Source organism: Bacillus pretiosus, from assembly GCF_051294775.1.
GTDB classification, from domain to species: Bacteria; Bacillota; Bacilli; order Bacillales; family Bacillaceae_G; genus Bacillus_A; species Bacillus_A wiedmannii.
On the sequence record NZ_JBPPHF010000002.1, the window covers coordinates 287,328 to 313,563 of the forward strand.

Here is a 26,236-nt window from a genome sequence, read left to right on the forward strand (position 1 = left end):
CCTTTTGTATAATGAAGTGACTGAAGAAAAAGGAGGGTGTTGGCAATGACAAAATTAGACGCGACATTGACAATGCTAAAAGAATTAACAGATGCACGTGGTATTGCGGGTAACGAGCGTGAACCACGCGAAGTAATGAAGAAATATATTGAGCCGTTTGCGGACGAACTTTCTACTGATAATTTAGGAAGTTTAGTTGCGAAAAAAATAGGGGAAGAAAACGGCCCGAAAATTATGGTTGCAGGTCATTTAGATGAAGTTGGCTTTATGATTACGCAAATTGATGACAAAGGTTTCCTTCGTTTCCAAACAGTTGGTGGCTGGTGGTCACAAGTTATGCTTGCGCAGCGCGTGACAATTGTAACGCGTAAAGGAGATGTAACAGGTGTAATTGGTTCAAAACCACCACACATCTTACCTCCAGAAGCGCGTAAAAAGCCAGTTGAAATTAAAGACATGTTCATCGATATTGGTGCTTCTAGCCAAGAAGAGGCAATGGAGTGGGGCGTACGACCTGGCGATCAAGTTGTACCTTACTTTGAATTCCAAGTGATGAAAAATGAAAAAATGTTACTTGCAAAAGCATGGGATAACCGAATTGGTTGTGCAATTGCAATTGACGTATTAAAACAATTAAAAGATGAAAAGCATCCAAACGTTGTATACGGCGTAGGGACTGTACAAGAAGAAGTTGGTCTTCGTGGTGCGAAAACATCTGCGAACTATATTAAACCAGATATAGCATTCGCAGTAGATGTTGGTATCGCTGGTGACACACCAGGTGTAACGGCAAAAGAAGCGCAAAGTAAAATGGGTGATGGACCACAGATCATTTTATATGATGCTTCTGTTATTGGACATACAGGTTTACGTGACTTTGTAGTTGATGTTGCTGACGAATTACAAATCCCGTATCAATATGATTCAGTAGCGGGCGGTGGAACGGATGCAGGCGCAATTCACATTTCTGCAAATGGTATTCCGTCTATGGCAATTACGATTGCAACGCGCTACATTCATTCTCATGCGGCAATGTTACACCGTGATGACTATGAAAATGCAGTGAAGTTAATTGTAGAAGTTATTAAACGTCTTGATAAAGAGGCTGTACATAACATTACATTTAATTAATAGAAAAAGCGAAGGAGATTTTCCTTCGCTTTTTTATGTTTTAAAAAGGTCGTTCTAATCCTGCAGCAGTATGAGCACCTAAAATGATTAAACGAGTTAATTGCATAGCCATAAAATGCGGGGTATAAATCATCCCTCTTTTTAACCATGACATAATCATCCCGATATGAGCTCCTGTCACATAACTAATTAAAATATCACGAGGAACCATAAGATCTTTATCATCTGGCTGTGAAATAGACAGGCTTAATGTTAAATGTGTTTGTATTGTTTTCATCATTTTATAAGAGTAGTTTCCAGCGGCTTTATCACCAAGCATAACGTTATAGAAGTTCACATTTTCTGCAATATGTTCGAACAAAGCCAAAAATGTCGGATGTGGTGAATCAAATGTAAGTTGAAAATCTTCTTTATTTCTATTTTTCGGCTTAATAACTTCTGTTAACTTCTCTAACATTTCTTCAATGCTTTTGTCTAATAGGTCATATTTATCATGGTAATGGCTATAAAACGTAGCGCGATTTACAGGAGCACGTTCTGCAATATGTTGAACAGTTACATCATCAAATCCTTTTTCGCCTACTAAAGCGACAAAAGCATCCTGTATGAGTTGTCTCGTCCGCTTTACACGTGGATCATTTGTATTTTTAATAGACATTTTTACTTCCCCTCGTTTAATTTTCTATACTTAAACAACATATAGGTATTATATTGTTGTTTAAGCGACATTTCATACTTAAATTGTCGGTTGTAGATTCAAAATAATTATTTATAATTATAAACGATAGTCCTTCAGAAATCAGCACCGCTCGCAGGTAGATAAATTTCAATTTACACCGCAGATGGTGTGATTTTTTTGTTTAAAAGTTAATATAATTAACAATTAAACAATCTAAACAATAAGGACGTAAATAGTTTAGAAAAAAATTATATGCGATATAAGGAGAGGAATGCAATGAATCAGTTTCGAAGAATGGTGATTATCAACATTATCACATTAATTGTACTAGTTGGCGGTGGTATTGGCGGTTATTACTATTACAATCAAGCGGAAAATTATTTAAAAACAGAAAATGCAAAAATTGATGGAAAGGTAATTCCGATTGCATCACCAGTAGCAGGTAAATTAACTGACTGGAAAGCTGAAGTAGGAAAGAATTACAATGAAAATGATAAATTAGGTGCTGTTACTGTAGCGGCAGCAAATGGAGAACAAACAGTAGATGTAACAATTCCACAAAATGCAACAATTGTGCAATCAAATGCAACAACAAATGCTTTCGTTGGAGCAGGTAGCCCAATTGCTTATGCATTTGATATGAACAATTTATGGGTAACAGCAAACATTGAAGAAACAGATGTTGACGATGTACAAAAAGGTCAAGATGTAGATGTGTATGTAGATGCATACCCAGATACAACTTTATCAGGAAAAGTAGAGCAAGTTGGATTAACAACAGCGAATACATTCTCTATGTTACCATCAAGCAACGCAACAGCGAACTATACGAAAGTAACACAAGTAGTACCAGTTAAAATTTCTTTAGATCATAGTAAATCAGTAAATATTGTTCCTGGAATGAATGTGTCAGTTCGTATTCATAAGTAAGGGGGAGATGAGATGTCCTCAATTGCAATTGCAGGATATGCACTATTTTGTATAATCGTCTTCTTCCTTGTAAATCGTCTTTTACGAAAGAAAAAAACGAACGTGGGAGAAGAACAAGTCCCAGCCGTAAATAAAATAGAAGTAAGTAAGGTAGAAACAGAAGAGAAAGAAATTGAACGAAAGCAAGAAGCAGAAATTTCTAATGTAGTTGAGTTAGAAACAGGAAAGCAAGAAGAAGTAAAACAAGAAAAAGAAGCGCCGAAAAAACAAATGTCTACGCCTGTAGAAAATGTGAACGTAAAAGCAGTTGTAGCTGTATTAATTCTCGGCATGTTCGTTTCTATTTTAAACCAAACAATTATTAACGTTGCATTGCCTCCGTTAATGAACGAATTTAACGTATCAACTTCAACAGCACAATGGTTAATTACAGGTTTCATGCTTGTAAATGGTATTTTAGTACCGATTAGTGCCTTTTTAGTTTCACGATTTACGTATCGTAAATTATTCGTAGCGGCAATGTTATTCTTCACGGTAGGATCTATCATTTGTGCTATTTCAGGAAATTTTACAATGATGATGACGGGCCGCGTTATTCAGGCGGTGGGTGCGGGTATTTTAATGCCGGTTGGTATGAATATTTTCATGACATTATTCCCGCCTCATAAGCGCGGAGCAGCGATGGGATTACTAGGTGTAGCGATGATTTTAGCACCAGCTATCGGACCAACTGTAACGGGCTGGGTGATTGAAAACTATAGCTGGAACTTAATGTTCTATGCGATGTTTATTATCGGTTTAATTATTACATTCCTATCTTTAAAATTCTTTACACTAGCTCAGCCGGTATCTAAAACGAAGTTAGATGTATTCGGTGTTGTTAGTTCAAGTATTGGACTAGGTAGCTTATTATACGGATTTAGTGAAGCAGGAAATAATAGTTGGACTAGTGCAGAGGTTGTTATTTCACTTATCATTGGTGTAGTAGGTATTGCGGTATTTATTTGGAGAGAGCTAACAACGGACAATAAAATGCTTGATTTACAAGTGTTTAAATACCCAGTATTTACTTTTACTTTAGTAATTAATGCAATTGTTACGATGGCATTATTCGGAGGTATGTTATTACTTCCGGTATATCTGCAAAACATTCGCGGTTTCACACCGATAGAATCAGGTTTATTACTACTTCCAGGATCATTAATTATGGGGATCATGGGACCTATTGCAGGTAAACTATTTGATAAGTATGGTATTCGTCCGTTAGCAATTGTCGGTTTAGCCATTACAACGTTTGCGACATATGAATTCACAACGTTATCGATGGATACACCGTATAGCGTTATTATGACGGATTATATTATACGTTCGATTGGTATGTCATTCATTATGATGCCAATTATGACAGCAGGTATGAACGCACTGCCGATGAAATTAATTTCTCACGGTACAGCAACGCAAAATACGTCAAGACAAGTAGCTGGTTCAATTGGAACAGCGATTTTAATCACACTTATGACGCAGCAAACGACTGCTCACGTAGCAGATTACGGCAACATGTTAACAACGTCAAACCCAATTTTAGTTGATAAAGTACACGGCATGGGGCAAAGTTTAGCAGCGATTGCTGGATCAGCGCAAGCAGGAGATGCGATGAGCACGCAACTATTATTTGGACAAATTTCGAAGTTATCTGCAATTAACGGTATTAACGATGCCTTCTTAATTGCGACGATACTCGCAGGGATTGCTTGGGTATTATCGTTCTTCTTACCATCAGGCAATAAACCAAATAGAAAAGCAGGGAATTAATTTCCCTGCTTTTTTGTCTGTTTAAAGAGTTAAATATAAAAAATGATAACCAGTTACGGAGCACAGCCCTGTTATAAATAAAACCATTCCCATAGCACGAATACTGGATATTTGTCTTCCGCTTATAATAGCTAATAGTCCAGCCAAAGAGAAGAAACACCAATATAAAGTTCCCGAAATTGGAACAATCCCCTCTAAATCTATTCCATAACCTATACAAATGATAGGAACAAAGATAAGCGATATACTAATCAAACCAGCCATAATAGTAAGTGATTTACGACATTTAATACCAGCAATAATTAAAAAAATGCCAACGATGAAGTCGCATAACATCAAAGTAAGAGCGAAAATCATCCAAGTTAATATTCCGAACACTTTTGTATTACCTCCGATTTATGGGTTTCTAAAAAATATTATATATAGTATGAATCACCTACAGTCATGAGTAACCAGAAGGTAACCCCTAATATACCAGCGATGAAAATAATGAATCCCATATTACGTATACTTTTAATTTTGGTTTGGACTCCACTTATCCCTGCTAATAATCCAGTTAAAGAAAACAGTATCCAATATAAAGTTGTTGAAATAGGGAGGATTGTATTGCTATCCACTCCCATGCCCCAAAAAACAAAAGGTAGTGTGACAAAGGAGAAGCTAAGTAGCCCCATTAAACCAACAAATAATTTACGATGTTTCATGCTAGTAACAATTAAAAAAATACCACCGAACAATCCGCATAAAACAAGAAGTGGCATATAAACAACCCAAAGTAAGCTCAACATATGTAGTCTCCTTCTATAGTAATCAGTTATATTTTACTACATGAGGTTTATTTTGGATATTATTAATAAATATGTATAAATTGATAGAAATGAGAAGTAATGATACGAATTAATAAAAAAGGTATCGCGATGATACCTCTTTCTAACTCAAGAATGCCAACATATTATTCATAATATGAAATAACATAGCTGGAATAATGGATTTTGTTTTTTTACATAAAATAGCCATTAATAATCCCATGAAGAAAGTAATTACCATTACGCCAAGTGAGTATGTATGAGCGATACCGAAGAAGAAACTTGTTACGATAGCTGCAATCCAAAATGGAAAGCGTTCTGAGAAGAAGCGGAGTATAAAACCACGGAAAATCAGCTCTTCAAAAATTGGTGTAAGTATTGCGAAGCCGAGAAGTAATAATATTTGATACTGCTTGAAAACGTCTAAGTTAAGTGCGGAAGATTGCTGCTTTGTTGCGTCTTGGAACATATAATTTAACAAGATGTAATTGAGTAAAATATTTGTAGCGAAGAAAAGAAGTAAGTATACGTATGTACGCCATTCTTTAAGTGCTTTAAAGTTAAAAGATTTTAGTAGTAATTTTTTTGCGGGTTCGAATTTAAAAATGAAGAATAACAACACGGCTAGTTGTAATACGATACTTGCAGTATTTGCAATAGATTCATACAGGGCAATTTGTTTTTTATCTGTAAGACCGGCTGTATAAATTGTTAAGGGCATTGCGAGGAACACAGTAATAAGTCCGGTTCCGAAAAAAGCGAATAAAACGGAGCTAATAAATTGTCCCCATGACATAGAGTATTTCTGTTCATTAGAAAGTTGTGTAGCGGGTTGCATTTGTAAAATCACCTCTTTATATTTGTATATTTAATTATAGAGTATTTTGTTTTTATATGTAATATTTAAATATTACATATAAAGGTGTATTTTCCATAAAATAATAAAAGAGGTATCACCCTATAGTGATGCCTCTTTCTCATTGATAACTATGTTCTGCCTTGTTATTCGATTTTGATTGCTCTATTTGCAATTCACGTTCTACCAATCGGTCTAACTGTTGAATAGCTTTTAATGCTTTTTCATAAGAAATCGTTCTATAATGGTGCGCTCCGCCCGGTTCTTCATCTGCTTCGTCTGCCCATTTAATAATGTTTTGAAGAGATGTTCTTTCAATTTCTTGCTGTACTAAGAAAGAATCTGTATGAAGAAGAATCGCGATAGAAATTTCTTTTGCTAGTTTCGGATGTTCTCCTAATCTAATAAGCAATTTATGAGCTCTTTCTGCTCCTTTAATCGCATGTATATCATTCTTTTTATACAAGTCATAATCCCATTCTCCCTCGCTGTACCATGTGTGATGTCCGATATCATGAAGGAAACCAGCTTTTGTTGCAGCATCGACTGAGGCATGATGCTTTTTCGCTAAGTGAAACGCATGGTAAGCGACAGCAATCGCGTGGACCATTCCAGAACGGTTTACATATTTTTGTGTAATGTGATGTTTAAAAACTTGTTCAAGCGTAATACGTTGCATAAAACATTCACTCCTTTTATCTAATGGTGTCTATAAAGAAAATCGATCGGTTTAAATGTATTTTGAATATTGTACTCCATCTGTGTAGCGTTAGTAAAGTAGAAATGTTTAGGAGAAGAAAAATTTTATAGACATAAAAGGTCACCTTAGTTTTTTTCTAAGGTGACCTTTTATTGTTTATTTTTTTAATCCTTGCTCTAGTGTTCCTAACATTTCGTGTTTTTCATTTTCATCAGCATTTTTCCAAATGACTTCGAATAAAACGCCAAGACCTGGAAGCATTTTTTCTTCACCGCTTTGAATTGCATCGACAATCGTTTCTTGTAATTGATCTTGTGAATTTCCAGATACATTCGCTAATACAGCACCGCGTAAATTAAAACTCATTATTTTCACCTCTTCTTCAGAATTGAAACTGACGTTAGTTTTTGTTCTTTTTTATGTAAATATGTATGAAAAATAGGCTATAATGATAAGACAAGAAGAGAGGGAAATACATATTATGAAAAACATTGATTCAGTGCAAAATCCGCGTGTGAAGCAGTGGAAAAAGCTGCAGACGAAAAAAGAGCGCGATAAAAAAGGTTTATTTTTTGTAGAAGGATTCCACTTAGTGGAAGAAGCTTTAAAAGCAGGAGTTGTAACAGAACTTATCGTTTCTGATCAGACAGATCTTCCGAAAGATTGGACAGTTAATGATGTGGAAATGTATATCGTACCTGAAGCAATCGTAAAAGTACTCCGTGAAACAGAAACGACGCAAGGGGTATTTGCTGTTTGTGAGAAACACGAGAGTGAAGTAGCTCTTGCAGATGGAAAGTTTCTTTTATTAGATGGTCTTCAAGACCCGGGCAACTTAGGGACAATTATTCGTACAGCTGATGCAGCTGGTATTCATGCTGTTGTGCTTGGAGAAGGATGCGTTGATGCATATAATAGTAAAGTGCTTCGCTCTACACAAGGTTCTATTTTCCATTTACCAGTTGTAAAAGGGAACTTAGAAGAGTGGGTAGACAAGTTAAGAGAAAATAACGTTCCTGTATATGGAACAGCTCTTGAAAATGGAGTTCCGTATGGTGAAGTAACACCAGCTGGTGGTTTTGCATTAATTGTAGGAAATGAAGGAAGCGGCGTAAGCCAAGAAATTCTTGCAAAAACGGATCAAAACTTGTATATTCCGATTTACGGCGGGGCAGAATCATTAAATGTTGCGGTTGCAGCAGGGATTTTAACGTATTATTTACAAAGCCCAGTTGCGAACAAATAAAAAACTTCTTATAATAAGTTGAAGTATATTATATTAAAAGTTAAATAACGAAAAACGTTGATAGAGAAGAGTAACTTACAAAATCGCCATATAGGGAGAGAATGCCTTAGACTGAAAGCATTCTTATGGTAGACGGAAGTGAATTCACCTCTGGAGTTGACGCCAGGACCATATATATGTAAAGGCGTTCCGGTCAGAATTGATCGTTATAACTAATGAGTGGGCAGACCTGGTCTGTCAATTTAGGGTGGTACCGCGAATTTACCTCGTCCCTTTTTGGGAGCGAGGTTTTTTTATTTTTAAAATTAGGAGGGTTCCAAATGGAAGCACGTTTAAAAGAGCTAAAGCAAAAAGCGTTAGAGCTTATTGAAGAAGCGAAAGAGCTAAAAGGCTTAAACGACGTACGCGTAGCGTATTTAGGAAAAAAAGGTCCAATTACAGAAGTATTACGCGGCATGGGAAAATTATCAGCAGAAGAGCGTCCACGTATGGGAGCATTAGTAAATGAAGTACGTGAAGCGATTCAAACGCGTTTAGAAGACAAAATTGGAAACTTAGAAAAAGCAGTAATTGAAGCGAAATTAGCTACGGAAACAATTGATGTTACACTACCAGGCCGTCCTGTTGAAACAGGTTGTCACCATCCGTTAACAGCTGTTGTTGAGCAAATTGAAGATGTATTCATCGGTATGGGGTATGAAGTAGCTGAAGGAACAGAAGTAGAAAAAGACTACTACAACTTCGAAGCATTAAACTTACCGAAAGATCACCCAGCGCGTGATATGCAAGATACATTCTACATTACAGAAGAAACGTTACTACGTACACATACATCTTCTGTGCAAGCACGTACGATGGAAAATAATAAAGAAAAAGGCCCAATTAAAATTATTTGTCCTGGTAAAGTGTATCGCCGCGATGACGATGATGCGACGCATTCACACCAATTCATGCAAATTGAAGGTCTTGTAATTGATAAAAACATTCGCATGAGTGACTTAAAAGGTACACTGCAAGTATTCGTGAAAAAGATGTTCGGTGAAGATCGTGAAATCCGTCTTCGTCCAAGTTTCTTCCCATTCACAGAGCCATCTGTAGAGATGGATATTTCTTGTATGATGTGTCACGGCAAAGGTTGCGGCACTTGTAAAGGAACTGGCTGGATCGAAATTTTAGGAGCAGGTATGGTTCATCCGAACGTACTTGAAATGGCTGGTTATGATTCAAAAGAATATCAAGGTTTCGCATTCGGTATGGGCGCAGAGCGTATCGCAATGTTGAAATACGGCGTAGATGACATTCGTCATTTCTATACAAATGATGTACGTTTCTTACAACAATTCAAACGAGCGTAAGGGAAGGAGAGGATAAGTATGTTCGTATCATATCGTTGGTTACAAGAGTATGTAGATATTAAAGATGTAACAGCACAAGAACTAGCAGACAAAATCACGAAAAGTGGTATTGAAGTAGAAGGTGTTGAATTATTAAATAAAGGTGTAAAAGGTGTTGTAGTTGGTCACGTATTAGAATGTGAAAAACACCCAGAAGCTGATAAATTAAGCAAATGTTTAATCGATATCGGTGAAGAAGAGCCAGTTCAAATTATTTGTGGAGCTGCTAACATTGCAAAAGGTTTAAAAGTACCAGTTGCAAAAGTTGGTGCTGTACTTCCTGGCAACTTCAAAATTAAAAAGGCAAAACTACGTGGTGAAGCTTCTCACGGTATGGTTTGTGCGCTTCAAGAGCTTGGCATTGATGGAAAGTTAGTTTCAAAAGAATATGCAGACGGTATCTTCATCTTCCCGAGTGACGCTGAAGTTGGTGCAGACGCACTTGAAATTTTAAACTTACATGATGAAGTACTTGAGCTTGGTTTAACACCAAACCGTGCAGATTGCTTAAACATGTTAGGTGTTGCATATGAAGTCGCTGCTATTTATGGCCGTGAAGTAAAACTTCCAGCTATCAGCTTACAAGAAACAGCAGAAAAAACTTCTGATTACATTTCTGTAAGTGTAGAAGCGAAAGAAGAAAACCCATTATATATTGCAAAAATGGTGAAGAACGTAAAGATTGGTCCATCACCAATGTGGATGCAAACGCGCCTTATGGCAGCTGGCATTCGTCCAATTAGCAATGTAGTGGATATTACAAACTACATTTTAATGGAATACGGTCAACCGTTACATGCATTCGATTACGATAAATTAGGTTCAAAAGAAATCGTTGTTCGTCTTGCAAAAGAAGGCGAAAAAATTGAAACGTTAGATGATCAAGAGCATACGTTACAAAGCCACCACCTTGTAATTACAAACGGAACAAAAGCTTTAGCTGTTGCTGGTGTAATGGGCGGAGCGGATTCTGAAGTTACAAATGAGACAGTAAACGTTTTAATTGAATCTGCATACTTTGCAGGTCAAACAGTGCGCCGTACATCAAAAGACTTAGGTCTTCGCAGTGAATCAAGCGCACGTTTTGAAAAAGGAATCGATCCAACACGTACATTTGAAGCAATTCAACACGCAGCTGCTTTAATGGCGAAATACGCTGGCGGAGAAGCACTTGAAGGTGTAGTAGAAGCTGACAACTTACAAGTACAAGAGCGTACAGTATCTGTTACTGCTGAAAAAGTAAACCGTGTATTAGGTACAAATATTTCTGCAAGTGAAATGGGTACAATGTTCACAAACTTGAAATTCCCATTCACAGAAGTAGAAGGAACATTCCATGTGAATGTACCAGCACGTCGTCCTGATATTACAATTTCAGAAGACTTAGTAGAAGAAGTGGGTCGTCTATACGGTTATGACCACATTCCAGTTACATTACCTTCTGGAACAATGACTCGTGGTAAATTAACATCAGCACAAACGAAACGTCGTAAAGTACGTCGCTTCCTAGAGGGTGCTGGTTTATATGAAGCGATCACATATTCATTAACAAGCGCTGATAAAGCGAAGCAATATATGGTCGAGCCAAATGAAAAAGCTCCTGTAAATCTTGCACTTCCAATGAGTGAAGAGCGTAGCCAACTTCGTTTAAGCTTAGTACCGCAATTACTAGAAGCTGTTTCATATAATGTGGCACGTAAAAACGATAGTGTTGCTTTATACGAAGTAGGTTCTGTCTTCTTACCAACAGAAGCAGGAGAACTTCCGAAAGAAGAACAACATCTTGCCGGTGTTATGACAGGACTTGCTCTTCACCATGCATGGCAAGGTGAGAAGAAAGTAGTAGACTTCTTCGTTGTGAAAGGTGTACTAGAAGGATTATTCGACGTACTTGGCGTTGCAAACCAAATCACTTATGCACCAGCAAAACGTGAAGGGATGCACCCAGGTCGTACAGCTGACATCGTATTAGATGGCGAAGTAATTGGTTTCATCGGTCAATTGCACCCAGAAGCAGAAAAACAATTAGATGTGAAAAATACATTCGTATTCGAATTATCTCTTGTAAAAGTATTTGGTGCAGACGCAGAAGAAACTTACTACGCAGCAATTCCACGTTTCCCATCTATGACACGTGATATGGCTGTTGTCGTAACGAAAGAAACAAAAGCTGGTGAAATGAAGCAAGTTATTGCTGAAGCTGGCGGAGAACTTCTGAAAGACGTAACGCTATTTGACTTATACGAAGGTGAAAAAATGGAAGAAGGCAAGAAATCACTTGCATTCTCTATGACATACTTCGATGCAGAACGTACGTTAACAGACGAAGAAGTAACAGAAGCACATAACCGTGTATTAACAACGGTAGAAGAGAAGTTTGGTGCGGAGTTACGTAAGTAATGAGAAATTGCCGGATTAAGCCCGGCAATTTTTTTATGGCACGATTGTCGGAAAATCGATATATTACAAAAATCGCTGATATATTTTTTGGTATCTTGCATCTTTCTCTCGAATGTAGTACATTAATTTTAGTTTAACAAAATGAAAGACGATGATAAGGAAAAGTAGTATATACTATAATCCAAAGCGAGTCAGGGACGGTGAGAGCCTGATGAGGCGGTATATGTGAAGAACACCTTGGAGTTGCTAACCGAAATTGAATCTTGTATTCAAGAGTAGACTTAGACGGGAATCCGGCCTGTTACAAACCGGGAAGTATGTATTACATACGAGTTAAAGTTGGTCTTTATGACAAATTGGGTGGTACCGCGAAGTTTAACCTTTCGTCCCTTTATGGATGAAAGGTTTTTTTGTATTTAAATATATGTGCAAAGGAGAATTTCACTATGGAAAACACATTAGTAAAAAGTCTGTATAGAGATACAGATAAATACGCAGGTCAAACAGTACAAGTATCAGGGTGGATTCGTAACTTACGTGATTCAAAAGCATTTGGTTTCATCGAATTAAACGACGGTAGCTTCTTCAAAAGCGTTCAAATCGTTTTCGATACAGAGTTAGAAAACTTCAAAGAAATTGCAAAACTTCCACTTAGCTCTTCAATTAAAGTAGAAGGTACAGTAATTGCAACGCCTGGAGCGAAGCAACCATTTGAAATTAAAGCAGAAAAAATTGATATCGAGGGCTTATCAGATTCTGATTACCCACTTCAAAAGAAACGTCACACGTTTGAATACTTACGTACAATCGCTCACTTACGTCCAAGAACAAATGCATTCTCTGCAACGTTCCGTGTACGTTCTGTCGCAGCATTTGCGATTCACCAGTTCTTCCAAGAGCGTGGATTCGTACATGTTCATACACCAATCATCACTGGTAGTGATACAGAAGGTGCAGGCGAAATGTTCCGCGTAACAACGCAAGATTTAAACAACGTACCAAAAGGTGAAGACGGACAAGTTGATGAATCAAAAGACTTCTTCGGCAAAGAAACAAACTTAACAGTAAGTGGACAGCTGAACGCTGAAGCTTATGCATTAGCATTCCGTGACGTATACACATTCGGACCTACATTCCGTGCAGAAAACTCTAACACAACTCGTCATGCAGCTGAGTTCTGGATGGTTGAGCCGGAGATTGCATTCGCTGAATTAGGCGACGTAATGGATCTTACAGAAGATATGCTGAAATATGCAATGAAATACGTACTAGAGCATGCACCAGAAGAAATGGAATTCTTCAACAGCTTCGTTGATAAAACAGTTCTTGAGCGCATGAACAACGTAATCAACTCTGACTTCGGTCGTATCACATATACAGAAGCAATTAAAGTGCTTCAAGAGTCAGGTGCTGACTTCAAATATCCAGTAGAATGGGGTATTGACTTACAAACAGAGCACGAAAGATACTTATCAGAAGAAATTTTCAAACGCCCTGTATTCGTAACTGACTATCCAAAAGACATTAAAGCGTTCTACATGCGTATGAATGAAGATGGAAAAACAGTAGCTGCTACTGACCTTCTAGTTCCTGGCATCGGCGAATTAATCGGCGGAAGCCAACGTGAAGAAAGAATGGACGTTTTAGTAGACAGAATTAAAGAATTAGGTATGAACGAAGAGGACTACTGGTGGTACTTAGAACTTAGAAAATACGGCGGTACAAAACACGCTGGATTCGGTCTAGGTTTCGAGCGCTTCCTAATGTACATCACTGGCATGGCTAACATCCGTGACGTAATTCCATTCCCAAGAACTCCAGGTTCTTCTGAATTCTAAAATATGAAAAAAGCGAGAGGAAATCCTCTCGCTTTTTATTTTGCATAGTTTATTACCTCGTAGCAAAAAGTAACACGAAGGGGTGAATATAAATGAGTAAAAAAGTGAAAAAAGATCATTCAAGATCAAGCCTTGGTTCTCCAGAAATAGAAGGACAAGGAACGACGGCACATGAAACAGGTTCTCATAAAGTATCTTCATCAAATAAGAAGCAGAAAAGAAGTTAACATAAAAAAGGAGAGTCTTGGCGGCTCTCCTTTTTTTATATGTATTACACCTTATTATCATTAATTTCTTTTGTAATTTTATCTACATCTTTGTCTAATCGATCTAAATAGAAAAACCACAGTAAACTCATAAGCACGTAATAGATAGCCATCACACCAAGATTATCAGATATATTTTCGAATGTAGATTTAGTAGTGAAAAAAGCTCCCCAAATGGTAGAAATAGTGAGGTAAGAAAGTGGGCCCACGAGGTGTACGAAAACATATAATACCTTTTTAACTTTTACAGCGTTCATATGAAATACCTCCTTATGTAAACAATCCTTTTTTTCTAATCATAGATTCAAGTTCCTCACAGAAGTGCTGTAGTTTTGCTGGATTATGTATTAACAAGCGGGCATCGTGTTTCCCGATAAAGTGAAACTTTAATCAGTGGGGGTTTTCTTCATCCCCCACTGATTATTAGTTGAACCAATCGGACTTTTATGGACAGTTGATCCCCCACCTAACTTCTTTGCTTTCGCTGAATTTTGAGGTGGGGGTCTTACTGCCCATTAAAGCGGGATAAATCTTCGAATCCGAAAGTTTAATAAGAAAGAACGGCCATAACGCTCTATTAAACCGTTGAACTCTCGTTGTTCACTTAGTAGCTGAATGTTTTCTCTAATTTCAAACTGTCTTTCGTGTGGATCGCCTAGTAAAATATTTAGAATCATTTGTAGAAGTAGCAATGGGAATCTCCTCCTATATTAGAATAATCTGTATATTTTAAATGTAACAAAATTATAAGGATAATAGTAGGGGAAACAAAAAAACAGGAGTTTGTAGCCTCCTGTTTTTGTCGATACTATTTTAATAAGCGAAACGCCTTCTCCTTATTAGCGAAATGCATTTTCACAAACTCAGGTAATCGTTCTTTACCAAGCTTTTGAATTAATTTAGCAGCTGCAATATCAACTTGTTTACCAGCACCTTTTGGAAGTGGCATACCGGCTTTTTTGCTTAGTTCGTCAAACTGTTTTACGAATGAGTAACGAGCTAAAATGGAGGCAGCGGCTACTGCTAAGTGTACGCTTTCGCCTTTCGTCGCGAAGTAAACATTTTCACGCTGTACCTGTTTTTGTTTTGCTAAATATTTGTAGTATGTATCAGGTTGTGTGAATTGATCGATTAAGACGCCTTCAGGTTTTGTAGGTGCAATTTTAGCTAATAAGTTTGTAATAGCTTTATTATGCAGTAAAGCTTTTAACTTACCTTGGTTGTTTCCTTTATCAAATAGCTCGTTATATTTTTCATTATGAAGGACAAGAGAGCTGTAAGGAACAACGTGTAGAAGTTGTTTTGCAATGGCAGTAATTTGATCGTCATTTAAGTTTTTAGAGTCTTTTACACCAAGTTCTTTTAACAGTGGGATTTGCTCCGCATCCACATATACAGCAACTACTGTCATCGGTCCGAAGAAATCACCAGTACCAACTTCATCTGACCCTACGATAGACATTGTACCGATGGAAACAGGGGGTGCATAACGGTGTGAATCTACAGATTTTTTTACAGCTGTTTTCGGTGTTTGAGAGACAGTTTGCCAACGAGAAGCTTCTGCTTCAGCACGGCCACCTTGGAACATTACTTTTCCAGATTTATAAGCTGTAATCGTGCAAGATGGCACCTTTGCCATGAAGATCCCGCCTTGTGGGGTTTTTGGACTAAGCGCTTGTTTGTATTGTTGTTTCATGTCTTCAATTACTGTAGAACTTGTTTGTATTACGATAGAATTTGACAAGATGGTCGCTCCTTTTTTTATATTGTTATTTTTATCATATCGGATTGTTCTTTCTGTTTCCATAATATGATGGTTCATGGTATGATAAACTTTAGGATTCTGTACGTGATTGGAGGCCGGTGAGTTGTCACAACAAAAGGGAAAGAAAAGTCGAATTAATGTAGAAATCTATGGTCAACAATATTCAGTTGTTGGCGATGAAAGTACAAGTCATATCCGCATGGTAGCAGCGATTGTGGATGATAAAATGCGCGAACTCAATGCCAAGAATCCTTCGCTTGACACGAGTAGACTAGCGGTATTGACGGCAGTAAACGTCATACACGATTACATAAAATTAAAAGAAGAACATGAGAAATTGAAAGAAAGTATGACAAAAAAAGGAATGGAATAACATGATTGATATTATTATCATTTTACTGCTTGTTATGGGATTTTTCCTCGGCTTACGCAGAGGGTTTATTCTGCAACTTGTAAAGTTAACAAGCTTTATTATCGCATACCTTGTTGCATACTGGTACTGTAAAGATTTAGCGCCAGCACTTGCGAAATTTATTCCGTATCCATTTGATAAAAACGTATCTGTTCCAGAATGGATTGATGCAAATAATATTGAAACAGTATTTTATCAAGCGCTTGCGTTTATCATATTGTTTATTATTACAAAAATTGCACTTTCATTACTTGGTAATTTGTTAAATATGTTTGCAGAAATACCGGTTTTAAAGCAAGTCAATGCGTTTGCGGGGGCAATCCTCGGATTTTTAGAAGTATATATTATTTTGTTTGTTTTAATTATCGTTGGAAACATTCTTCCGATTGAACAAATACAAACACCATTACAAAAATCATCAATTAGCAAAATAATTGTAGACGATACACCGATTCTTTCTGAAAAGGTGAAGGAACTATGGCAGACAGGTAGCAGAGTATAACTTCTCTTTTTTCGGAAAGAGGAGTTTTTTTCTATGAAAGAAAGGCGGGGTAATGATGAAAGTAAATAAAAAACAAGTTATTAAATTACTAGAGACAATTGGGCTTTTTATGGAACTAAAGGGCGCGAATCCATTTAAAATATCTGCATTTCGTAAGGCGGCGGCAGCATTAGAAAGTGATGATCGTAGTCTTTCTGAGATTGAAGATTTCACGAAGATTCCGGGCATTGGAAAAGGAACAGCAGCAGTTATTCAAGAATATATAGAATCGGGAACATCTGAAGTATTACAAGAGCTTGAAAAAGAAGTGCCAAGTAGCTTATTACCGTTATTAAAATTACCAGGCCTTGGTGGTAAAAAGGTAGCTAAGTTATATAAAGAACTTGGTGTTGTTGATATGGAATCGCTAAAAGCGGTTTGTGAGGAAAATAAAGTACAAGCTTTAGCAGGTTTCGGTAAGAAGACAGAAGAGAAAATATTAGAAGCAATCGATCAAGTAGGCTCTCGTCCAGAGCGTTTACCAATCGCAATGGTATTACCTATTGCCGGGGAAATAGAGGAGAAATTGTCGAATATTGCTGAAGTAATTCGTTTCTCTCGTGCTGGTAGTTTGCGCCGTGTTCGTGAAACAGTGAAAGATTTAGACTTTATTATTGCAACGACAGAACCAGCTGCAGTACGTGAGCATTTACTGCAATTTGATAATATGATTGAAGTAATCGCAAGTGGAGATACAAAAGTTTCTGTTCGTCTTCAATATGAATATGATATTTCAATCGATTTCCGTTTAGTAAAACCAGAAGAATTTATTACAACCCTTCACCATTTCACAGGATCAAAAGATCATAACGTAAAAATGCGCCAAATCGCGAAAGATAGAGGCGAGAAAATTAGTGAGTACGGTGTAGAAAACTTAGAAACAGGTGAAGTGAGAACATTTGAAACAGAAGAGGAGTTCTTCGCTCATTTCGGTCTTCCATTTATCCCACCAGAAGTGCGTGAAGATGGAAAAGAAATTGAATTAATTAAAGAGTATCCAAACTTAATTCAGTTCTCTGACATACAAGGTGATTTACATATGCATACAACATGGAGTGATGGTGCTTTTTCCATTGAAGAGATGGTACAAGCGTGCCGTGCTCGTGGATATAAGTTTATGGCGATTACTGATCACTCACAATACTTGAAAGTAGCGAACGGTTTAACGAAAGAGCGCCTTCGTGAACAAGCGAAAGAAATTGAACGTATGAACGAAAAGTATCCAGACATTACAATTTTACGCGGAATTGAAATGGATATTTTACCGGATGCAACACTTGATTTTGACGATGAAGTATTAGCAGAATTAGATTATGTCATTGGAGCGATTCACTCTAGCTTCTCACAAGACCGTGAAACGATTATGAAACGTCTTCGTGCTGCGCTGGAGAATAAGCATGTCACAATGATTGCTCATCCGACAGGACGTCTTCTTGGACGCCGCGAGGGCTATGATGTGGATACAGATTTATTAATCGAGCTCGCAAAAGAAACAAATACAGTTTTAGAATTAAATGCGAATCCGAACCGTCTAGATTTAAGCGCGAAATTATTAAAACAAGCACAAGATGCTGGTGTAAAAGTAGCGATTAATACGGATGCTCATACGCTTGAAATGTTAGAAGATATGGAAACAGGTGTAGCAGCAGCACGTAAAGGTTGGATTCAAAAAGATAACGTGATTAACACGTGGGATATCGAACGTTTATTAGACTATATTAAACGTAATAAGTAACACAAGGGGGACCTGCAACATGTTAGAAAGAACGTTGCGTGTATTAGAATATAATAAAGTAAAAGAACAATTACTTGAACATACAGCCTCTTCACTTGGCCGTGACAAAGTGAAGCATTTAGTGCCAAGCACTGATTTTGAAGAAATTGTAGAAATGCAAGATACAACAGATGAAGCAGCGAAAGTCATTCGTTTAAAAGGTAGTGCACCATTAGGTGGTATTACGGATATTCGCTCAAATGTGAAGCGTGCAAAGATTGGAAGTATGTTAAGCCCGAATGAACTACTTGATATTGCCAATACGATGTATGGTAGTCGCAATATGAAACGTTTCATTGAAGATATGGTTGATAATGGTGTCGAGCTTCCAATTTTAGAAACTCATGTCGCTCAAATTGTATCTTTATATGATTTAGAAAAGAAAATTACAAATTGTATCGGTGATGGCGGTGAAGTAGTCGATAGCGCAAGTGATAAACTGCGTGGTATTCGTACTCAAATTCGTACTGCGGAAAGTCGTATTCGTGAAAAGTTAGAAAATATGACGCGTTCTTCCAACGCGCAAAAGATGCTGTCTGACGCGATTGTAACGATTCGTAACGAACGTTACGTAATCCCAGTAAAACAAGAATACCGCGGTGTATATGGCGGTATTGTCCACGATCAATCAGCTTCTGGGCAAACGTTATTTATTGAACCACAAGTCATTGTAGAGTTAAATAACGCGCTTCAAGAAGCACGAGTGAAAGAAAAACAAGAAATCGAACGCATCTTATTGATGTTAACAGAAGAAGTGGCAGTAGAAGCGGATATCGTTTTATCTAACGTAGAAGTAGTTGCGAATCTTGACTTTATTTTTGCGAAAGCTTTTTATGGGAAGCGTATAAAAGCAACGAAACCAATCGTAAATAACGAACGTTATATGGATTTAAGACAAGCACGTCATCCGCTTATTGATCCAGAAATTATCGTGCCAAATAACATTATGTTAGGGAAAGATTTCACGACAATTGTTATTACAGGACCAAATACAGGTGGTAAAACAGTTACGCTGAAAACAGTTGGTATTTGTGTGCTAATGGCGCAATCTGGCCTTCACATTCCAGTAATGGATGAATCAGAGATTTGTGTATTTAAAAATATCTTTGCCGATATCGGTGATGAGCAATCGATTGAACAAAGTTTAAGTACGTTCTCCTCACATATGGTGAACATTGTTGATATTTTAGAAAAAGCTGATTTTGAAAGCTTAGTTTTATTCGATGAATTAGGTGCTGGAACAGATCCGCAAGAAGGGGCTGCATTAGCAATTTCAATTTTAGATGAAGTATGTAATCGTGGTGCTCGCGTTGTTGCTACGACGCATTACCCAGAATTAAAAGCATACGGATATAACCGTGAGAAAGTTATTAATGCGAGCGTTGAGTTCGACGTGAACACATTAAGCCCAACGTATAAATTATTAATCGGTGTACCAGGACGTAGTAATGCCTTTGAAATTTCGAAGCGCCTTGGACTATCTGATCGCGTGATTGATCAAGCTCGTAACCACATTAGTACAGATACAAACAAAATTGAAAATATGATTGCGAAGTTAGAAGAAAGTCAAAAGAATGCAGAGCGTGACTGGAACGAAGCAGAAGCACTTCGCAAGCAATCTGAAAAACTGCATCGCGAATTACAGCGTCAAATTATTGAATTTAATGATGAGCGCGATGAAAAATTATTAAAAGCGCAAAAAGAAGGGGAAGAAAAAGTCGAAGCTGCAAAGAAAGAGGCAGAAGGCATTATTCAAGAACTTCGTCAATTGCGTAAAGCACAGCTTATAAACGTGAAAGACCATGAGCTTATTGAAGCGAAGAGCCGTCTAGAAGGTGCGGCGCCAGAGCTTGTGAAGAAACAAAAAGTAAACGTGAAAAACACAGCGCCAAAACAACAATTACGCGCAGGTGATGAAGTAAAAGTGTTAACGTTTGGTCAAAAAGGTCAATTGCTTGAAAAAGTAAGTGATACAGAGTGGAGCGTACAAATTGGTATTCTGAAGATGAAAGTGAAAGAATCCAATATGGAATACATTAATACACCGAAGCAAACTGAGAAAAAAGCAGTCGCAAGTGTGAAGGGTAGAGATTATCACGTTTCGTTAGAGCTCGATCTTCGCGGTGAACGTTATGAAGATGCAATGATGCGCGTTGAAAAATATTTAGACGATGCACAGCTTGCAAGCTATCCGCGCGTATCAATTATTCACGGTAAAGGAACAGGAGCGCTTCGCCAAGGTGTACAAGATTACTTGAAGAAACACCGCGGTGTGAAAAACTACCGCTACGGTGACATGGGCGAGGGAGGCCTAGGCGTAACAGTTGTCGAATTAAAATAGCAAACAACGAAACAAAGGGGAACCATTATATGTTTATGGACAAACTTGCAAAAGTATTGTTAGCTTGTTGCGGAATATTTTTGGTAATTGGGGTTATTTATTTAGTTGTTTTTGCGAAGTAAAAGAGCGTCAATCGTGGCAGAGTGATATTGCCATAGATTGCCGCTTTTAATATATAGGAAAAGGAATAAGCTATGAAAATCAACCAATACATAAGCGAAGCAAAATCCTGTTCAAGACGCGAAACAGACCGTCTCATTAAAGCCGGACGCGTGGCTATTAACGGCGAAATATGTACGCACGGTGCACTCGTGAGCGATGGTGATGTGGTAACGATTGATGGACAGGTTATTGCAAAAGAAGAGAAGGAAAAGGTGTATATTGCCTTTCATAAACCAATCGGAATTACTTGTACAGCAGCCGATCATATTGAAGATAATATTATTGATTATATCAATTACCCAGAGCGTATCTTTCCTGTTGGGCGATTAGATAAAGCGTCGGAAGGACTAATCTTATTAACGAATGACGGTGCGATTGCAAATCAAATTTTACACGGTGATCATGAGCACGAGAAAGAATACATCGTTACGGTTGATAAGCCGTTTACAGATTGGTTTATTGATGAGATGTCCAGCGGTGTAAAGATTAAAGATGGAATGACGAAGCCTTGTAAAGTGACGAGAGTGGATCAATCTACATTTCGCATCGTTTTAACGCAAGGAATGAACAGACAAATTCGTAGAATGAGCCGTGCTTTCGGGTTTACTGTAACAAAGCTAAAGCGGGTTCGTATTATGAATATAGAGCTAGATGATTTAGAAGTGGGAAAATGGCGTAACATTACAGCTGAGGAATTAGAAATATTAATAGGGCAAATATAGGGAGGGGAAATTTTCTCCCTATATTTTTTTGTCAGAAAAAATAAAACTATTGATTTTTTAAAAAATAGCCCATATAATAAAAAACAACAAGTTTCGACAAGATATTTTATAAAAGTAATGATGAGGACATGAGTTGTTTTTGACGATTCTCAGAGAGGGAAGCCTAGGCTGTGAGCTTCCTAATACGGAAAGACAAACTTACCACCTCTAAACTTCAAGAGTGAACTGCATGATGCATTGTAATTCTTGGCGGATAAAACCGTTATCAATTTACACGAGCTATAAAATGAGCTTATTTTGTTATAAATTCATTTTATTAGAATAAGGGTGGAACCACGATTTCAACACTCGTCCCTTTGTTAGGGACGGGTGTTTTTTGCGTTCTTTTACGGGGAAGTATGCTTGAAAGAGGATATGTGACGGTCTTTAATTCAGAATATTTTGTCAATGTAAAAATATTTAGGAGGTTAGTAGAAATGAAATCATCTTTAAAGTTTTCTGAGATGTTTGCAATAAGTTTAATGTTGTTTGCACTATTTTTCGGTGCAGGTAATATGATTTTCCCGCCAGCTTTAGGGCAAGGTGCTGGAACAGACGTATGGATCGCGTTATTTGGCTTTATCGTAACAGGTGTTGGATTACCTTTATTAGGGGTAATTGTTATAGCTCTAAAGGGAGATATTAATGAGCTAGCGGGACGTGTACACCCTGTATTCGCACTTGTTTTTATCACTGCAATTTATTTATGTTTAGGTGTATTCGTAAGTGTTCCGCGTACAGGAACAGTTGCTTATGAAATGAGTGTTGCACCATTTTTACCAAGTGATATAGCTGGTCAATCATATCCACTTGTTATCTTTACATTCATTTTCTTTGCAGTAACTTTCTATTTAGCTTTAAACCCATCGAAATTAGTGGGCCGCATCGGTAAAGTATTAACTCCAATTTTGTTAGCTGTTATAGCAATTATCGTAGGTAAAGCAATTATTACACCAATTGGAGAATTTGGTGCACCGACAGAAGCGTATAATGCTCCGCTCTTTAAAGGTTTTATTGATGGATATTTAACTTTAGATGGACTTGCAGCACTTGTTTTTGGAAATGTTGTTATTAATGCTTTAAAAGCAAAAGGCGTTACAAATAAGAACAGCATTGCAAAAGTAACAATCTTTGCAGGATTTATTGCAGCGCTCGGTTTACTACTTGTTTATTTAGCACTTGCTTATCTGGGAGCTTCTAGTGTGTCTCTTGGAATGGGAGCAAACGGAGGAATTATTTTAACAAACGTTGTAAATCATTTATTTGGTAGTTACGGAACTTTATTATTAGGGATCGCAATTACAGCGGCATGTTTAACAACTTCTGTAGGTATTGTTGCAGCTTGTGGGGAATATTTTTCTTCCTTATTACCAAAGCTTTCTTATCAAAAGGTTGTTTTCATCTTCTGTGTATTAGCATTTATGGTAGCAAACCTTGGGTTAACTCAGTTAAACGCATTAGCATTACCGATTTTAATTGCAATTTACCCAATTGGTATCGTACTGATTGTATTATCACTTGTTGAAAACTATATTCGTCTTCCATTAGCTATGTATGTAGGCGGTATTGTAGGAGCATTTGCAATTAGCTTCTTTGATGGATTGCATAATGCAAATCTTCAAGTAGCGGCCCTTGCTCCTATCTTAGATAAAATTCCACTATATAGTGTAGGGATTGGTTGGCTAGTTCCGGGTATCATTGGAATTGCAATTGGATATGTAGTTTCTTTATTTCAAAAGCAAGAAGTTGCTGTAGAAAAATAGTGAAAAGAGGCTTTCTATGAAAGAAAGTCTCTTTTTTTGTAGGAAAAATTGCATATAGGGAAATTTAGATATTAAAAATTTTATACGTAATATAGTTGACAAAAAAATTAGCATTAGGCTAAGATTGACTTAGTTGTGGAAATATTAGAAGGAAAGTGAGGAGTGAAAGGTATAAGGTTTTCTATAACGATATCATTTTGTAGATAGAGGTGATAGAGTAGGAGAATGGTTAGTTTTATTTTTTTTGACCTTCATTGAGAATGATAATCATCAAAAGAAATAGGGACTTATGTTAAAATGTAAATCGCTCTTTATAAGGAATAGGGAGGGATATTATTTTTAACACTTAGTGAGAATGATAATCAATAATATCTATATTACATAAATAAATTACAATTAAATAATGATAGAGGATTATTATTTTTTTCTTATATATTGAGAATAATTATCATTTTCAAAAAGTATGGATGAAAGATAAACAAGGAGGAAGTAAGCCAAATGAGAAAGATTTCTGTATTACCCGCTTTTATTATGACATTCGTATGTATGCTAGCTTTTTTCGTAGTGCCATTTGGACAAGCTTCGGCAAATGTAGCTGACGGTACTTACGATATTAACTATGTCATACAAAAAGCAGAAAATGATTCAGCTTCAATGGCAAATGATTATTTTGAAAAACCAGCTAAGTTAATTGTGAAAAATGGTGAGATGAGAGTACAAATTCCTATGAATCATAGTGCTTGGATTACAGAATTTAAAGCACCAGAGAACGGAAACTTTGTTGATGCAAAAGTTGTTAGTAAAGATGAATCTGCAGATAAAAGAACTGTAGAGTTTAAAATAGACGATTTATCTAAACCAGCAGCTGTAAAAATTCATGTTGTTGTACCTAACGTAAATTATGACCATAACTACACAATTCGCTTTGCATTTGATGCAAATGTAAAAGCGGTAGGTGGAGAAAATAAAGCAACTACTGTAACAAAGAATAATGATCAAACAAAAACAGATACACAAGTAAAAGAAGAAGTGAAGAAAGAAGAGAGTAAAGAAGCAAATAAAGAGGCAAGCAAAGGAACAAATGAAAGTGGAAAAGCTGAAAAAACAGATAACCCAAAAACAGGCGATGAAGCACGCATCGGATTATTTGCAGTGTTAATTCTTATTTCAGGTGTTTTCTTAATTCGTAAAGTACGTCAAAACTAAATAAAGGAGCGTTATTCCATTGAATAGATATCTTAAAATTGTTGTTGCGATGTGTTTAATGATATTTACATTCGTATCAACATTACAACCTCTTGCAGTTCAAGCAGCAAGCCAACTAGCTGACGGTGAATATTCAATCGGTTTCAAAGTTCTTAAGGATACATCAGATGAAGAATCTATGATGAATCAATACTCTGTAAGTCCAGGAACTTTAAAAGTGAAGGATGGGAAGAAGAAGGTATCCTTTACGTTAGAACATAGTTCATGGATTACGAAGTTTGAAACAGAAAAAAGTGGCCAGTTTGTTGCGACAAATGTAAGTAGTGAAGATAAAGAAAAAGATACACGAGTAGTAGAATTTGAAGTGGACGATGTAGAGAAAGTATTAAATGCGAAAGTAAAAGTAGACATAGACTTTTTAAATTATCATCATGACTATGATGTGCGTATTGCATTTGATCAAAATAGTATTACACCGATTCATGTAGAAAAACCAAATGAAAAAGAGGATCCAGCAAATAAGCCAGATCCAAATGAAAAACCGGATCCAAGTCAGAAGCCCGACCAAAAGCCTGACCCAGATCAACAACCCAATTCTAACACAATTAACGATGGGAATTATAGTATTCCATTTAAAGTGTTAAAAGATAAGACAGATGAAGAATCTAAGATGAATAATTACATGGTAAATCCAGGAGTATTAAAAGTAGAAAACGGTAAGAAAAAGGCAATTGTAACACTAACAAGTAGCTCATTAATTAAAAATTTCCAAACGGAAAAAGATGGCGCATTTGCTGATGCAAAAGTAGTAAGTGAAGATAAAGAAAAAGATACAAGAGTAGTAGAGTTTGAAGTGGACGATTTATCAAAAAAATTAAATACAAAAGTATTTATCGAAATGGCATCAAGAAACTATAAGCAAACACATGATGTACAACTTTTATTTGAACAAGATAAACTTGAGCCAATTAAGAACGAAGAAAAGCAACCAGACGGTGATAAAAAGCCAGAGGTAGAGAAACCAGAAGTAGAGAAGCCGAATGTTGAAACAATTAAAGCCGGTGAATACAGCATCAATTTCAAAGCTTTAAAAGATCAATCAGAAGAAATTTCAATGATGAACACGTATACGAAGAGTCCGGGCGTGTTAAAGGTGAAAGATGGTAAAAAATATGTATCATTCACATTAACGAATAGTGCATGGATTACAAAGTTTGAATTTGAGAAAAATGGTTCGTTCGTTGATGCGAGTGTATTAAGTGAAGATAAAAAAGCTGATACACGCGTAGTGGAAGTAGAAGTAGACGATGTATCTAAAAAGTTAAATGCAAAAGTAAAAGTAGATATCGATTCAATGAATTATCACCATTTTTATGACATTCAATTTGCATTTGATAAAGGTAGCATTAAACCGTTAGATAACCAAGGTGGAAACGATAACCAAGGTGGAAAC

General features: G+C 36.8%; 25 protein-coding genes and 3 other annotated features. Of the genes, 16 read left to right on the forward strand and 9 right to left on the reverse strand.

All coding sequences use genetic code 11. From position 1 onward, the window contains the following. Positions 1-45 precede the first annotated feature (45 nt). On the forward strand, positions 46-1,131 hold the full coding sequence (locus ACSG5Z_RS09700; protein ID WP_048544341.1) for a M42 family metallopeptidase: 1,086 nt from the start codon (positions 46-48) through the stop codon (positions 1,129-1,131). A gap of 40 nt (positions 1,132-1,171) precedes the next feature. Here the strand turns inward: ACSG5Z_RS09700 and ACSG5Z_RS09705 are convergent, their stop codons facing one another. Next, positions 1,172-1,789: a TetR/AcrR family transcriptional regulator gene (locus ACSG5Z_RS09705; protein WP_048544339.1), complete on the reverse strand. Its 618-nt coding sequence runs from the start codon at positions 1,787-1,789 to the stop codon at positions 1,172-1,174. A gap of 297 nt (positions 1,790-2,086) precedes the next feature. Here ACSG5Z_RS09705 and ACSG5Z_RS09710 point away from each other — a divergent pair, with 297 nt between their 5' ends. Beyond that, on the forward strand, positions 2,087-2,740 hold the full coding sequence (locus tag ACSG5Z_RS09710; RefSeq protein WP_001071411.1) for an HlyD family secretion protein: 654 nt from the start codon (positions 2,087-2,089) through the stop codon (positions 2,738-2,740). A 12-nt stretch (positions 2,741-2,752) separates the two neighbouring features. Then, positions 2,753-4,552, forward strand: a complete 1,800-nt coding sequence (locus ACSG5Z_RS09715) for a DHA2 family efflux MFS transporter permease subunit (protein WP_087985376.1) — start codon at positions 2,753-2,755, stop codon at positions 4,550-4,552. A 21-nt stretch (positions 4,553-4,573) separates the two neighbouring features. Here the strand turns inward: ACSG5Z_RS09715 and ACSG5Z_RS09720 are convergent, their stop codons facing one another. From ACSG5Z_RS09720 to sspI, 5 genes are all read right to left on the reverse strand, one after another. Continuing rightward, positions 4,574-4,930: an ammonia permease gene (locus tag ACSG5Z_RS09720; protein ID WP_087985375.1), complete on the reverse strand. Its 357-nt coding sequence runs from the start codon at positions 4,928-4,930 to the stop codon at positions 4,574-4,576. A gap of 38 nt (positions 4,931-4,968) precedes the next feature. Then, positions 4,969-5,340 carry a DNA-binding protein gene (locus tag ACSG5Z_RS09725; protein ID WP_137011417.1) on the reverse strand — a complete coding sequence of 124 codons (372 nt, stop codon included), beginning with the start codon at positions 5,338-5,340 and terminating at the stop codon, positions 4,969-4,971. Between the two features lie 142 nt (positions 5,341-5,482). Continuing rightward, complete coding sequence (locus ACSG5Z_RS09730; protein ID WP_087985373.1) at positions 5,483-6,196, reverse strand: CPBP family intramembrane glutamic endopeptidase; 714 nt, start codon at positions 6,194-6,196, stop codon at positions 5,483-5,485. Between the two features lie 139 nt (positions 6,197-6,335). Beyond that, a complete protein-coding gene (locus tag ACSG5Z_RS09735; protein ID WP_001189002.1) occupies positions 6,336-6,893 on the reverse strand; it encodes an HD domain-containing protein in 558 nt (185 codons plus the stop codon). A gap of 177 nt (positions 6,894-7,070) precedes the next feature. After that, positions 7,071-7,280 carry a small acid-soluble spore protein SspI gene (gene sspI / locus ACSG5Z_RS09740; protein ID WP_000009511.1) on the reverse strand — a complete coding sequence of 70 codons (210 nt, stop codon included), beginning with the start codon at positions 7,278-7,280 and terminating at the stop codon, positions 7,071-7,073. Positions 7,281-7,362: 82 nt separating this feature from the next. Here sspI and ACSG5Z_RS09745 point away from each other — a divergent pair, with 82 nt between their 5' ends. The 5 genes from ACSG5Z_RS09745 to ACSG5Z_RS09765 all read left to right on the forward strand — a co-directional run bounded on the left by ACSG5Z_RS09745 (position 7,363) and on the right by ACSG5Z_RS09765 (position 14,019). Further along, the gene (locus tag ACSG5Z_RS09745; protein ID WP_137036649.1) at positions 7,363-8,160 is read left to right on the forward strand and encodes a TrmH family RNA methyltransferase; all 798 of its coding nucleotides are present in this window, start codon (positions 7,363-7,365) and stop codon (positions 8,158-8,160) included. Positions 8,161-8,208: 48 nt separating this feature from the next. Next, positions 8,209-8,437, forward strand: a binding site (T-box leader). A gap of 43 nt (positions 8,438-8,480) precedes the next feature. Then, complete coding sequence (pheS, locus tag ACSG5Z_RS09750) at positions 8,481-9,515, forward strand: phenylalanine--tRNA ligase subunit alpha (protein WP_000388220.1); 1,035 nt, start codon at positions 8,481-8,483, stop codon at positions 9,513-9,515. Positions 9,516-9,533: 18 nt separating this feature from the next. Next, on the forward strand, positions 9,534-11,954 hold the full coding sequence (pheT, locus tag ACSG5Z_RS09755) for a phenylalanine--tRNA ligase subunit beta (protein WP_435711362.1): 2,421 nt from the start codon (positions 9,534-9,536) through the stop codon (positions 11,952-11,954). 142 nt (positions 11,955-12,096) lie between these two features. Continuing rightward, positions 12,097-12,348, forward strand: a binding site (T-box leader). 52 nt (positions 12,349-12,400) lie between these two features. Next, entirely contained in the window at positions 12,401-13,792 is a 1,392-nt protein-coding gene (gene asnS, locus ACSG5Z_RS09760) for an asparagine--tRNA ligase (RefSeq protein ID WP_435711363.1), read from the forward strand. A gap of 92 nt (positions 13,793-13,884) precedes the next feature. Continuing rightward, positions 13,885-14,019 carry a YuzL family protein gene (locus ACSG5Z_RS09765; RefSeq protein ID WP_087985370.1) on the forward strand — a complete coding sequence of 45 codons (135 nt, stop codon included), beginning with the start codon at positions 13,885-13,887 and terminating at the stop codon, positions 14,017-14,019. Between the two features lie 44 nt (positions 14,020-14,063). Here the strand turns inward: ACSG5Z_RS09765 and ACSG5Z_RS09770 are convergent, their stop codons facing one another. The 3 genes from ACSG5Z_RS09770 to rnhC form a co-directional block, all read right to left on the reverse strand. Then, complete coding sequence (locus ACSG5Z_RS09770; RefSeq protein ID WP_088609277.1) at positions 14,064-14,315, reverse strand: hypothetical protein; 252 nt, start codon at positions 14,313-14,315, stop codon at positions 14,064-14,066. A gap of 258 nt (positions 14,316-14,573) precedes the next feature. Then, complete coding sequence (locus tag ACSG5Z_RS09775; protein WP_435711778.1) at positions 14,574-14,750, reverse strand: hypothetical protein; 177 nt, start codon at positions 14,748-14,750, stop codon at positions 14,574-14,576. Positions 14,751-14,866: 116 nt separating this feature from the next. Further along, a complete protein-coding gene (rnhC, locus tag ACSG5Z_RS09780; protein WP_435711364.1) occupies positions 14,867-15,802 on the reverse strand; it encodes a ribonuclease HIII in 936 nt (311 codons plus the stop codon). A 124-nt stretch (positions 15,803-15,926) separates the two neighbouring features. On the opposite strand from rnhC, the gene zapA reads away from it, so the two are divergent. The 8 genes from zapA to ACSG5Z_RS09820 form a co-directional block, all read left to right on the forward strand. Then, a complete protein-coding gene (zapA, locus tag ACSG5Z_RS09785; RefSeq protein WP_000082701.1) occupies positions 15,927-16,196 on the forward strand; it encodes a cell division protein ZapA in 270 nt (89 codons plus the stop codon). Position 16,197: 1 nt separating this feature from the next. Further along, positions 16,198-16,737, forward strand: coding sequence for a CvpA family protein (locus tag ACSG5Z_RS09790; protein WP_000565411.1), 540 nt, complete (start codon positions 16,198-16,200; stop codon positions 16,735-16,737). Between the two features lie 55 nt (positions 16,738-16,792). Next, the gene (polX, locus tag ACSG5Z_RS09795; protein ID WP_087982280.1) at positions 16,793-18,511 is read left to right on the forward strand and encodes a DNA polymerase/3'-5' exonuclease PolX; all 1,719 of its coding nucleotides are present in this window, start codon (positions 16,793-16,795) and stop codon (positions 18,509-18,511) included. Between the two features lie 19 nt (positions 18,512-18,530). Continuing rightward, on the forward strand, positions 18,531-20,891 hold the full coding sequence (locus ACSG5Z_RS09800) for an endonuclease MutS2 (RefSeq protein WP_048544317.1): 2,361 nt from the start codon (positions 18,531-18,533) through the stop codon (positions 20,889-20,891). 194 nt (positions 20,892-21,085) lie between these two features. Further along, complete coding sequence (locus ACSG5Z_RS09805) at positions 21,086-21,775, forward strand: 23S rRNA pseudouridine(2604) synthase RluF (protein ID WP_088609275.1); 690 nt, start codon at positions 21,086-21,088, stop codon at positions 21,773-21,775. 108 nt (positions 21,776-21,883) lie between these two features. Next, positions 21,884-22,134 (forward strand) — a binding site (T-box leader). A gap of 117 nt (positions 22,135-22,251) precedes the next feature. Beyond that, on the forward strand, positions 22,252-23,577 hold the full coding sequence (brnQ6, locus tag ACSG5Z_RS09810) for a branched-chain amino acid transport system II carrier protein BrnQ6 (RefSeq protein ID WP_088609274.1): 1,326 nt from the start codon (positions 22,252-22,254) through the stop codon (positions 23,575-23,577). A gap of 498 nt (positions 23,578-24,075) precedes the next feature. Beyond that, on the forward strand, positions 24,076-24,783 hold the full coding sequence (gene isdC / locus ACSG5Z_RS09815; RefSeq protein WP_147786627.1) for a heme uptake protein IsdC: 708 nt from the start codon (positions 24,076-24,078) through the stop codon (positions 24,781-24,783). 19 nt (positions 24,784-24,802) lie between these two features. Continuing rightward, the coding region (locus tag ACSG5Z_RS09820) for an NEAT domain-containing protein (RefSeq protein ID WP_435711368.1) at positions 24,803-26,236 on the forward strand (1,434 nt) is incomplete at its 3' end.